The 12,723-nt window shown below is 35.7% G+C and carries 6 protein-coding genes; all 6 read left to right on the top strand.

The features are described 5' to 3' along the window. Positions 1-292: 292 nt before the first annotated feature. The 6 genes from ACNRYB_RS03505 (at position 293) to ACNRYB_RS03480 (ending at position 12,624) form a co-directional block, all read left to right on the top strand. Positions 293-2,299, top strand: a complete 2,007-nt coding sequence (locus ACNRYB_RS03505) for a glycoside hydrolase family 97 protein (RefSeq protein ID WP_473729245.1) — start codon at positions 293-295, stop codon at positions 2,297-2,299. Between the two features lie 132 nt (positions 2,300-2,431). Next, positions 2,432-3,997 (top strand): GH39 family glycosyl hydrolase, encoded by a 1,566-nt coding sequence (locus ACNRYB_RS03500; RefSeq protein ID WP_473729244.1) that lies wholly within the window; start codon positions 2,432-2,434, stop codon positions 3,995-3,997. 87 nt (positions 3,998-4,084) lie between these two features. Further along, complete coding sequence (locus ACNRYB_RS03495; RefSeq protein WP_473729243.1) at positions 4,085-6,322, top strand: glycoside hydrolase family 3 C-terminal domain-containing protein; 2,238 nt, start codon at positions 4,085-4,087, stop codon at positions 6,320-6,322. Between the two features lie 95 nt (positions 6,323-6,417). Beyond that, positions 6,418-7,908: a cellulase family glycosylhydrolase gene (locus ACNRYB_RS03490; protein ID WP_473729242.1), complete on the top strand. Its 1,491-nt coding sequence runs from the start codon at positions 6,418-6,420 to the stop codon at positions 7,906-7,908. 114 nt (positions 7,909-8,022) lie between these two features. Then, positions 8,023-9,969 carry a sialate O-acetylesterase gene (locus ACNRYB_RS03485; protein WP_473729241.1) on the top strand — a complete coding sequence of 649 codons (1,947 nt, stop codon included), beginning with the start codon at positions 8,023-8,025 and terminating at the stop codon, positions 9,967-9,969. A gap of 258 nt (positions 9,970-10,227) precedes the next feature. Next, a complete protein-coding gene (locus tag ACNRYB_RS03480; protein ID WP_473729240.1) occupies positions 10,228-12,624 on the top strand; it encodes a glycoside hydrolase family 95 protein in 2,397 nt (798 codons plus the stop codon). Positions 12,625-12,723 lie beyond the last annotated feature (99 nt).

The raw sequence follows: 12,723 nt of genomic DNA, 5'->3' as shown, positions 1-12,723 counted from the left end.
TTTCCACGAATTGAATTTGTGATAATTTGTGGAATTTGTGGTGAAAAAATAAAAATATTTAAACACATAGAAACATAGGTTTCATATTTGTGAATAAAGAAATTGGAAAGAAACTAGTTTCTAACACATAGAAAACTATGTGAATTTAAACAAGTGAAACGCCTTTTTTTAAAGACTCCAATGAGCTATATTTCTATGTGTTAAAAAAATGCAACCACAAATTGCACAAATTATCACAAATTCAATTCGTGGAAATTAGTGAAATTCGTGGCAAAAAATAATTCCAAAAAACATGAAAAATTATCTAATTCTCCCAGCCGTTTTGTTTTCAATAACAATAGGCTACAGTCAAAAAACTAAGAATGCTTACGAATTGGCATCGCCAAACGGAAAGAATACCATCAAATTTGAGTTAGTAAAGAATGCTCCAAAATATGCAGTTTCTCACGGAAAGACAGAAGTCATTTCTCCGTCAGATATGGGATTTGTATTGAAAGGAAACGAAGACTTAAGTTCAAATTTTGAAATTAAAGGAGCAAAAGCTTCTACGTTTGATGAAACTTGGGAACAAGTTTGGGGAGAGAAGAAAAACATCAGAAATCACTACAATCAATTGGTAGTTGATTTACAGCAAAAGACTGGAAACAAAAGAAAATTACAAATTCAGTTTCGTGCTTTTGATGATGGAGTAGCTTTTAGATATGTTTATCCAAAACAAAATGTAAAAGATAGTATTTTCATCATGGATGAGAAAACTACTTTCAACTTAAAAGAAGACGGAAAAGCATGGTGGATTCCTGCAAACCGACCAGACCGTGACGAATATTTATTTAAAGATGCGCCAGTAAGCACTTTGGATACCGTTTTAACTCCATTAACAGTCGAAAGCAAAAGCGGATTATCGTTAAGTTTCCATGAAGCAAACTTGTATGATTTTGCAAGTATGACTTTGGTAAACACAAAAGGAACAGAATTAAAATCAGATCTTGTGCCTTGGGCTGATGGAATTAAAGTTCGTGTGAAAGATTCGTTTACATCTTCTTGGAGAACGATTCAAATAGGAGAAAATCCAGGAGAATTAATTACTTCTTATTTGGTTTTAAACTTGAATGAGCCAAACAAATTAAAGAATACAAATAGCTATTTCAAACCGTATAAATATTTAGGAATTTGGTGGGGAATGCACATCGGGAAATATACTTTCTGGGAAAGCGACAAACAAGGAGCAACTACAAAACACGCTGAAGAATATATTGATTTTACAGCAAAAGAAGGTTTCAACCATTTATTGATTGAAGGTTGGAACAAAGGCTGGACACCAGCTTGGTATGAAAATAGAATGCATATGTTCAGCTTCACGAAAAGCGCTGACAATTTCGATTTAGAAAAAGTAGTGGAGTACGGAAAGAAAAAGAACATCGAATTAATCGGATATCACGAAACGGGTTCAAACTTGATTAACTACCTAAAAGAAGTTGACGAAGGTTTTGCTTTATACAAAAAATTAGGAATTCATACCGTAAAAATTGGTCACGTAGGTTCTAAACTGAACATGAAACAAATGCACTTCGGGCAGTTTGGAGTAAATTATTTTAGATACATTTTAGAAAAAGCGGCACAATATGATTTAGCCGTTTTATACCACGAATCAATTAAAGATACTGGAGAAAGAAGAACATATCCAAATATGGTTTCGAGAGAAGCGGCTCGCGGACAAGAATATAACGCTTGGAGCGAAGGAAATCCGCCAAATCATTTAAGTATTATTCCGTTTACAAGATTACTTTCTGGTCCAATGGATTTTACACCTGGAATTTTTGACGTTGAGGTAAAACAAGGTTATCCAGGAAAAAGAATTCAGGGAACAGTTGGACAGCAATTGGCATTGTACGTTACGATTTATTCTCCAATTCAAATGTTAGCCGATCTTCCAGAAAATTACGAAGGAAAACCAGCATTGCAATTCTTAAAAGATGTTCCAACAGATTGGGAAGACACTAAAATCTTAGAAGGAAAAATTGGTGAATATATTACAACAGCAAGAAAAGATAGAAACAGTGCTGATTGGTATTTAGGAACTTTAACAAATGAAAAGCCTAGAAATGTTGAGGTTTCATTATCATTCTTAGATCCAAACGCCACTTACGAAGCACAAATTTATGTAGATGCTGAAGGAACAGATCAAACGCATAATCCAGAAGCAGTGGCAATTTCGAAAAAAACAGTAAAAGCTTCAGATAAATTACAATTGAAATTAGGCGGAGCTGGCGGTGGAGCTGTGAGATTTAAGAAATTATAATTTTAAGTATCCTAACAGGTTTCCAAAACCTGTTAGGTATTTAATTTAAGTAGTTTGAAAAATATATTAGGATCGTAAGAGATACCTAACAGGTTTTCAAAACCTGTTAGGATAACAAAAAACCACTTTCAGATGAAAAAACTTTTAATCATAGCTACATTTTTATTTAGTTCAATCTATTCGTTTGGACAAAGTGAAAGCCGAATCATAAAAGTTGATTATAAAAAAGAAGCAGGAAAATTAAACACCATGTTTAAAGAATGCATTGGTGCAGGAAGAGCAAATGAAGGTCTTCGTGCAGATTGGCAACAACAATTAGCAATGGTAAAAAAGGAATGCGATTTTAAATACATCCGTTTTCATGGTTTATTGACCGATGATATGGCCGTTTATCGCGAAGACGAAAAAGGAAATCCAGAATACAACTATCAATATGTTGATGTTTTGTTCGATTTTATTGTAAGTCTGAAAATGAAACCTTTCGTCGAATTAGGTTTTATGCCGAATGCTTTGGCAAGCGGAAAAGAAACCATTTTTTGGTGGAAAGGAAACGTAACGCCACCGAAAGATTATAAAAAATGGGAAGATTTAATTAGAAATTTAACCCAACATTTCAAAGAACGTTACGGAGACGAAGAAGTAAAAACTTGGTATTTTGAAGTTTGGAACGAACCGAATTTATCGCCAGGATTTTGGAGCAGCACTCAGGAAGAATATTATAAATTATACGATTACGCAGCTCGTGGTGTAAAAGCTGTGAATCCAGCTTATAAAGTTGGAGGACCTGCAACTGCCGGTGCAGCTTGGGTTCCTGAAACAATTGCTTTTTGTAATAAAAATAACGTTCCAATTGATTTTATCTCAACCCATACTTATGGTGTAAAACACGGATATTTGGACGAATTTGGAACTTCTGGAACAATCTTAAGTAAAGATGAATTTAGCGTAAGCGGAGAAGTTATAAATTCTCGCAAGCAAATTACAGAATCGGCTAAACCAAATTTAGAATTGCATTATACAGAATGGAGTGCGTCTTACACACCAGCAGATCCAATTCACGACAGTTATCATTCTGCAGCTTATATTTTGCAGAAATTAAAACAAGTTGGCAATGCTGCAAATTCTATGTCGTATTGGGTTTTTACCGATATTTTTGAAGAAGCAGGACCAAGATTTACGCCTTTTCATGGCGGTTTCGGATTGTTGAATACACAGGGAATTAAAAAGCCGGCTTATTTCTCTTATTATTTAATGAATAAATTAGGAGAAACAGAACTTCAAAATTCTGATAAAGCTTCTTGGACTTCTAAAAATGCAAAAGGAGATGTGCAGGTTTTATTATGGGATTTTACGAATACGCATCCTGGTGATAAAGAGCTGAATCAGACGTATTACATAAAAGACCTCCCATCAAAAGAAAAAGGAAAAGTCAAAATTGAAGTTGACGGAATGCAGAAAGGAAAATATCTTTTAGAAATTTACAAAGTAGGTTATAAAGTGAATGACGCTTACGCGGATTATCTCGCGATGAATAAACCAAGTCAGTTAACACGTGAGCAAGTCAATTCGATAAAAGAGAAAAATAACGGCGCGCCAATTTCGACAGAAAAAATTACAATTGACGCAAAAGGAACTTTCAGCAAGGAATTTAAAATCAATGAAAATGATGTTATTTTTCTTAATTTGATCAAGCAATAAAGTAAAAACCACAAACATATAATATTAACGGTATTTAAAGAACATGTGTGAGGCTCAGAATCTTTAAATCAAAACACCTAACTATCTATGAAAAACAAAATGATATTCCTTTCATCAGCTTTGGTTTTTGCATTCTTTACATCTTGTAAAAATGATGCACAGACTTTAGCTTCAAATTCGGCACAAACCGAAGAATACGTTGGAAAAGAAATAAGCACAGACCATGACGCCGAAATTGACAAATTGATTTCGCAGATGACATTGGAAGAAAAAATCGGAATGCTTCACGGAAATAGCATGTTTGCAAACGCAGGCGTAAAACGTTTAGGAATTCCAGAATTAAAAATGGCCGATGGTCCGTTGGGAGTTCGTGAAGAAATTTCAAGAGACAATTGGGCTCCAGCGGGATGGACAAACGATTTTGCAACTTATTATCCAGCGGGTGGCGCTTTGGCGGCAACTTGGAATGCAGAAATGGCACATACTTTCGGAACTAGTTTAGGAGAAGAATTACGTGCAAGAGACAAAGACATGTTACTTTCGCCAGCAATCAATATGGTGAGAACACCGCTTGGAGGAAGAACGTACGAATACATGTCTGAAGATCCGTTTTTGAATAAAAAAATCGCCGTGCCTTTGATTGTAGGTTTACAGGAAAAAGATGTAATGGCATGTGTAAAACATTACGCAGCAAACAATCAGGAAACAAATCGCGATTTTGTTGACGTACAAATTGATGAGCGTACACTTCGCGAAATTTATCTTCCTGCATTCGAAGCTTCGGTAAAAGAAGCAAAAGCGTATAGTATCATGGGCGCTTACAATAAATTTAGAGGAGAATATTTATGTGAGAACGATTATATGCTGAATAAAATCCTTCGTGACGAATGGGGATTCAAAGGTGTAGTAGTTTCAGATTGGGCTGCGGTACATTCAACAGCAAAATCTTTGAAAAATGGTTTAGATATTGAAATGGGAACACCAAAACCGTTCAACGAATTTTTCTTAGCGGATAAATTAATTGCCGCAGTTAAATCTGGTGAAGTTTCTGAGAAAGAAATTGATCTGCATGTAAAACGTATTTTAAGAGTTTTATTCCAAGTGAAAGCAATGGGCGGAGGGGAGCGCGCAAAAGGAAGCATCGCAACCGAAGCGCATTACCAAGACGCTTACAAAATTGCTGCTGAAGCAATCGTATTGTTGAAAAACGAAAATAATGCGCTTCCGCTAAAAGCAGACGGAATTAAATCTATTGCCGTAATTGGAAATAATGCAACAAAGAAAAATGCTCTTGGCGGATTTGGAGCGGGAGTTAAAACAAAAAGAGAAGTTACGCCTTTAGAAGGTCTTAAAAATAGATTACCTTCATCAGTTAAAATCAATTATGCGGAAGGATATTTAGAGCGTTACGATAAGAAAAATAGAGGAAACTTAGGAAATATTACGGCTAATGGTCCGGTTACAATTGACGAACTAGATCCAGCAAAAGTTCAAGAAGCGGTTGATGCAGCTAAAAACTCAGATGTTGCGATCATTTTTGCGGGTTCAAACCGTGATTACGAAACAGAAGCCTCTGATCGTAGAGATTTGCACTTGCCTTTTGGACAAGAAGAATTAATCAAAAAAGTATTGGCTGTAAATCCAAAAACAATTGTAGTTTTTGTTGCTGGTGCTCCATTTGATATTAATGAAATAAGCAAAAAATCACAAGCTGTAGTTTGGTCTTGGTTTAATGGATCAGAAGGTGGAAATGCTTTAGCCGATGTTATTTTAGGAAAAGTAAACCCGTCAGGAAAATTACCTTGGACAATGCCAGTTGCTATAAAAGATTCTCCTGCGCATGCGACAAACAGTTTCCCTGGAGATAAAACCGTAAATTATGCAGAAGGACTTTTGATTGGATACCGTTGGTTTGATACTAAAAATGTGGCGCCATTATATCCTTTCGGTTACGGATTATCATACACGACTTTCGCCCTTGATAATGCTAAAACAAATAAAGATTCATACGCCCAAAATGACGTAATCGAAGTTTCTGTTGACGTTAAAAACACAGGAAAAGTAGACGGAAAAGAAGTAGTTCAGTTATATACTTCAAAATCTGATTCTAAAATTACCCGTGCAGCACAAGAATTAAAAGGATTCAAAAAAGCGGATGTAAAAGCTGGAAGTTCAGAAAAAGTGACTATCAAAGTGCCAGTAAAAGAATTGGCTTACTACGATGTTGCTGCTAAAAAATGGACGGTTGAGCCAGGAAAATACACTATCAAACTTGGAACTTCTTCTAGAGATATTAAAAAAGAAATTCAGGTAACAGTTAAATAAATTGTTATTGCTATAAAATAACCAAACTATCAACGCCAGCCCATTAAAAGCTGGCGTTGATTTTAAAAACTTACACTTAACTTAAACCAAACCAAATGAAAAAAACAATCAAAGATTACTTCTTGAGTTTTATTTTATGTTTTGTTTTTCTAGGAGTTTCAGCTTGCAGCTCAGATAAAGAAGAAAATCCGCCAGCTATAAAAACGCTTTCTTCTACTACAAGCAAAATTGATTTTGAAAGCAAAGAAAATACAATTGAAATAACGATTAATTCTAATGGTGTCACTTGGACTTTGAGTAATTCTGCTAGTTGGATAAAATTAAGTCAGACTACTGGAACATCGGGACAAACTGTGGTAAAAATTACTGCTTTAGAAAATACGACTACAGATCTTCGAAATGCAGTGATTACGTTAAGTGGAGGTGAACTTGCCTCAGAAGCAATTTTAGTTTCACAGGCAGCAGGAAGTTTATACCCAAGTTACAACACTAACCCAATTGCGGCTGATGCATCTGGAATGGGAAGTTCGGCGGTTGAATTGGCAGCAAAAATTAAATTAGGCTGGAATATTGGAAATACATTAGAAGCAACTGGAGGCGAAACCTCATGGGGAAATCCAAAAGTGACTAAAGCTTTAATTGATGCTGTAAAAGCAAACGGATTTAATGCAATTAGAATTCCGTGTTCTTGGAATCAGAATTTAGAAAATACTGCAACAGCAAAAATCAAAGTGGATTGGTTAAACCGAGTGAAAGAAGTGGTTCAATATTGCGTTGATAACGATATGTATGTCGTAGTAAACATCCACTGGGACGGCGGTTGGCTGGAAAACAATATTACCGAAGCCAAAAAAGTAGAAAACAATGCCAAACAAAAAGCGTTTTGGGAACAAATTGCAACACATTTAAGAGGTTTCGACGAACATTTACTTTTCGCGAGCGCCAACGAACCTGCGGTTGAAGATGCTACGCAAATGGCAGTTTTAACTTCGTATCACCAAACTTTTATTGATGCAGTTCGTTCAACTGGAGGAAAAAATGCAACGCGTGTTTTGGTTGTTCAAGGTCCAACAACAGATATTGAAAAAACAAACAAATTAATGACTACATTGCCAGTAGATAAAGTAACGGGCAGAATGATGGTCGAAGTTCATTATTATTCTCCTTGGAATTTTGCTGGTTTAACCAAAGACGAAACTTGGGGTAAAATGTTCTATTATTGGGGTGCAGGATTTCATTCTACAACCGATACAGAACGAAATGCAACTTGGGGAGAAGAAGCCGATTTAGAGAAAAGCTTTAAATTAATGAAAACTCAATTTGTAGATAAAGGAATTCCCGTTTTATTGGGAGAATTTGGTGCAATCCGTAGAACAACTTTAACGGGAGATGCGCTTACATTACATTTAAATTCAAGAGCGTATTATTTAAAAACGGTCGTAAAAACAGCAAAAGCAAACGGATTATTACCATTTTATTGGGATGAAGGAAGCTTAGGAAACAATGGTTTCGGAATCATGAATAGAGCTAATAATTCCGTCTTCGACACACAAGCTTTAAACGCTTTAATAGACGGATTAAAGTGAAAAAATTAGTTTAAACCATATAAGTGATATAAGATATTTTAAGTTTTTACTTAGAGATGTACTTAATTTTACTTATATCACTTATATGGTTCAAAAAATATTTAAATTAAAAAAATGAAAAAGAGTGTAATATTTATTTTTCTGTTAATTAGCGTTTTATCTAATGCTAATGTGCGAATGCCTATACTATTCTCTGAAGGAATGGTGCTCCAAAGAGACAAGCAAATTCCGATTTGGGGTTTTGCTGATGCGAATGAAACTGTAGAAGTTCATTTCAACAAACAAATTAAGAAAACAACAGCCGATAAAAACGGAAAATGGACAGTAAATTTAAATGCTGAAAAAGCTGGCGGACCTTTCGAATTAGTCATTATCGGAAAAAATAAAATCACCATCAAAAATGTTTTGGTTGGAGAAGTTTGGATTTGCAGCGGACAATCGAATATGGAATTTCAGGTTTTCAAAACTATGAATGCTGAAAAAGAAATTGCAGATGCAAATTACCCAATGATTCGTCATTTTGGTGTCGTACAAGATTTAAGCGGAACTCCAAAAGACGATTTAAAAGAAGGAAAATGGGAAGTGGCTAACAAAGAAAATGTTGGGAACTTTACAGCAGTTGGGTATTATTTTGCCAGAAAATTATATTCAGAATTAAAAATCCCAATCGGAATCATCAATACTTCTTGGGGCGGAACGAATGTAGAAACCTGGACAAGCCGCGAAGCTTTCGAAAAAAGCAATGAATTCAAAAACATGATTGCCGATGTTCCGAGTTTGAATGTTGACTCTATTTCAAAACTATATGCCAGAAAAATGAAAGAAAGAGTCGAAAAAATTCAGGGAACTCCCGTTAGCAATGACAATGAGAAATCATTTAAAGAACTTTCTTTTAATGATAATTCTTGGGGTGAATTAAACACGCCAGGTTTATGGGAAAATCAGCCGCTTGGCGATTTAGATGGTGTAGTTTGGATGCGAAAAACCATTACACTTTCGGCAGAAGACATTAAAAATAAAGCTACATTAAGTTTAGCAAAAATCGACGACGAAGATATTACATATGTAAACGGAATCGAAGTGGGCCGAAATACACAATGGGATGCGAGACGTATTTATCAGATACCCGAAAATGTATTAAAAGAAGGGAAAAATGTAATTGCTGTTAGAATTGTCGATAACAGCGGAGGCGGCGGTATCTATGGAGAATCTCAAGATTTGAAATTAACAATAGGAAGTAAAGTTATTCCGCTTGACGGAAAATGGAAATTCAGAGTTATTGTTGTAAAAACAGCTTTATCACCAAACAGTTATCCGTCATTATTGTACAATGCCATGGTAAATCCGTTGGTTCCTTATGGAATTCAGGGCGTTTTATGGTATCAAGGAGAAGCGAATGTTTGGAGAGCGGAAGAATATAAAAAGTCATTTCCATTAATGATTACTGATTGGAGAACAAAATTCAACCAAGGAAATTTTCCTTTTTACTTCGTTCAATTGTCCACTTTTGATGAATTTGGAGGAAACAGCCAAAAAGGAAGCCGTTGGGCAGAACTTCGCGAAGCACAATCTGAAACTTTAAAATTGCCAAACACCGGAATGGCCGTGACAACCGATATTGGAAATGCGAAAGACATTCACCCAACCAACAAGCAAGACATTGGTTTGCGTTTGGCCGCAATCGCCATGAATAATATTTACGGCAAAAAACAAGTTTACAGCGGACCAACTTATAAATCTCAGGAAATAAAAGGAAACCAAATCATTCTCACTTTCGATAACATCGGCAGCGGATTATCAACGCCAAATAACGATGAATTAAAAGGTTTTGAAATCGCTGGTTCAGACAAAGTTTTTCATTCCGCGAAAGCGATCATAAAAGACAACAAAATAATCGTTTCAAGCGATAAAGTTCAAAATCCCGTAGCAGTACATTACGGCTGGGCAGATGATGACACACAAATCAATCTTTTCAATAAAGAGAAATTACCTGCATCGCCATTTAGAACTGATAATTGGGAAATGCTAACGGCGAATGAGAAGTATAAAGTGAGTAAATAGTTATTAGTAAAGAGCCAATAAAACGTAACAAAAGATGTTCCGTTAGGAACATTTCATCGGTAGCAACGGATGAAATCCGTTGATGAAAAAATAAGCGTCCCATAATAATGTTCCGTAGGAACATCTGATTGATTATAGGTTTTTATCCTAACAGGTTTCTAAAACCTGTTAGGTATCACATAGATTTTTTATTAGTTTTAGAATTCAATAAATACCTAACAGGTTTTGGAAACCTGTTAGGATATAAGATAACACAATATGATAAAAAAAATATTTTTCATCTTACTTCTCACGTCTTGTTACACAAACATTTCGGCGCAATCCAAAAATGTTTTATGGTACAAACAACCCGCAGAATTCTTTGAGGAAAGCTTGGTTTTAGGAAATGGAAAAATGGGAGCCACCGTTTTTGGAGGCGCCAACTCAGATAAAATTTATCTGAACGATATTACGCTTTGGTCGGGTGAACCCGTAAATGCGAATATGAGCCCAGAAGCGTACAAAAATATTCCAGCCATTCGTGAAGCGTTAAAAAACGAAAACTACAAATTGGCAGAGGAACTCAATAAAAAAGTTCAGGGAAAAAACTCCGAATCTTATGCGCCTTTAGGAACATTAGAAATCAATAACTCAGAAAAGGGCAAAGCAGTAAACTACCATCGTGAATTGGATCTTTCGAATGCCATTTCTAAAGTAAGTTACGAAATGGCGGGCATAAAATATACGCGAGAATATTTCGTTTCGGCTCCAGATAAAGTGATGATTATCAAATTGACAGCCGATCAAAAAGGAGCTTTGAATTTCGATATTAATCTAAAAAGTCTTTTGCAGTCAAATGTTGAAGTTCGAAATAATATTTTGGTATTAAGAGGTTCTGCGCCAATTCATGAAAATGCTGGATATAATGTTCCTCAAAAATATTTAAGTTTAAAAGAAAGAGGTACAAGATTTACAGGTTTAGTACAAATCAAAAAAACCGACGGGAAGATCACGAGTTCAAGAGAATCGTTGACTTTAACAGATGCAACTGAAGCGATTATTTTTGTTTCTGTTGCGACAAGTTTTAATGGTTTCGACAAAAATCCGGCGTCAGAAGGTTTAGATGACGTTTCAATTGCTTTGCAGAATTTGAATAATGCTTACGCAAAAGCATTCGATAAATTAAAAGAATCTCACATTGTCGATTATCAAAAATTCTTCAATCGCGTCAATTTAGATTTAGGAAAAACAACCGCTCCAGATTTGCCAACAGACGAACGTTTATTGCGTTATGCGGACGGAAAAGAAGATAAAAATCTAGAAATTTTATATTTCAATTTCGGACGATATTTATTAATCAGTTCATCAAGAACTTTGGGCGTTCCAGCCAATTTGCAAGGACTTTGGAATCCGTATGTGAATCCGCCTTGGAGCAGTAATTATACGATGAATATCAATCTGGAAGAAAATTACTGGCTGGCAGAAAATACCAATCTTTCTGAAATGCATTCGTCCCTTTTGAGTTTCATTAAAAACCTTTCGGTAACAGGAAAAGTTACTGCCAAAACTTTTTACGGAGTAGATAAAGGCTGGGCTGCGGCGCACAATTCCGATATTTGGGCAATGACCAATCCGGTTGGGCAGTTTGGAAAAGAAGATCCAATGTGGGCATGCTGGCCAATGGCGCAAGCGTGGTTGAGCACTCATATTTGGGAACATTATACTTTTACACAAGATTTATCCTATTTGAAAAAAGAAGGTTATCCGTTAATGAAAGGCGCAGCCGAATTTTGTTTAGGCTGGTTGATAACCGATAAAAACGGAAGTTTAATTACTTCACCATCAACTTCTCCAGAAAATCAATATAAACTAGCTGATGGTTTTGTGGGTGCAACATTATACGGAGGAACGGCAGATTTAGCCATGATTCGCGAATGTTTTGACAAAACCATAAAGGCTTCAAAAGTTTTGAATACAGATGCTGATTTTAGAAAAAAGCTAGAAACAGCACTTTCGAAAATACACACGTATCAAATTGGAAAAAAAGGAAATCTGCAGGAATGGTATTTTGATTGGGAAGATAACGATCCTAAACATCGTCATCAATCGCACTTATTCGGACTTTTCCCTGGCGATCATATTACGCCTTTAAAAACTCCTGATTTAGCGGAAGCTTCAAAGAAAACATTAGAAATAAAAGGTGATGAAACTACTGGCTGGTCAAAAGGCTGGAGAATCAATCTATGGGCAAGACTTTGGGACGGAAATCGTGCTTATAAAATGTATCGTGAATTGCTTCGTTACGTTGATCCGGACGGAAAGAAAACTGAAAAGCCAAGAAGAGGAGGAGGAACGTATCCGAATTTATTCGATGCCCATCCGCCATTTCAAATTGATGGGAATTTTGGAGGCGCAGCAGCCGTTGCCGAAATGTTGGTTCAATCAGACGAAAACGAAATCCGATTAATTCCAGCTTTACCAGACGCTTGGTCAGAAGGTTCTGTAAAAGGAATTTGTGCCAGAGGAGGCTTTGAAATCGAAATGACTTGGAATAATAAAAATCTATCTCATGCTGTAATTTCTTCTAAAACAGGAGGAAAAACAACTTTAGTTTTCGGTAATTATAAAAAAGAAATTATTTTGAAAAAAGGAGAAAGTATAGAAATTGATATTTAAAAACAATATTTTAATTATAGTTAGGTAAGCTTCGGAGAAGCGAAAAATTTATAGAAAAATAGACATTTACAATATAGAGCTCCAGCGGAGCGACATATA

It is taken from the genome of Flavobacterium sp. CR10 (genome assembly GCF_055814415.1).
Note: the sequence above shows the minus strand (reverse complement) of the source record. Positions and strands in the feature narration are given on the sequence as shown.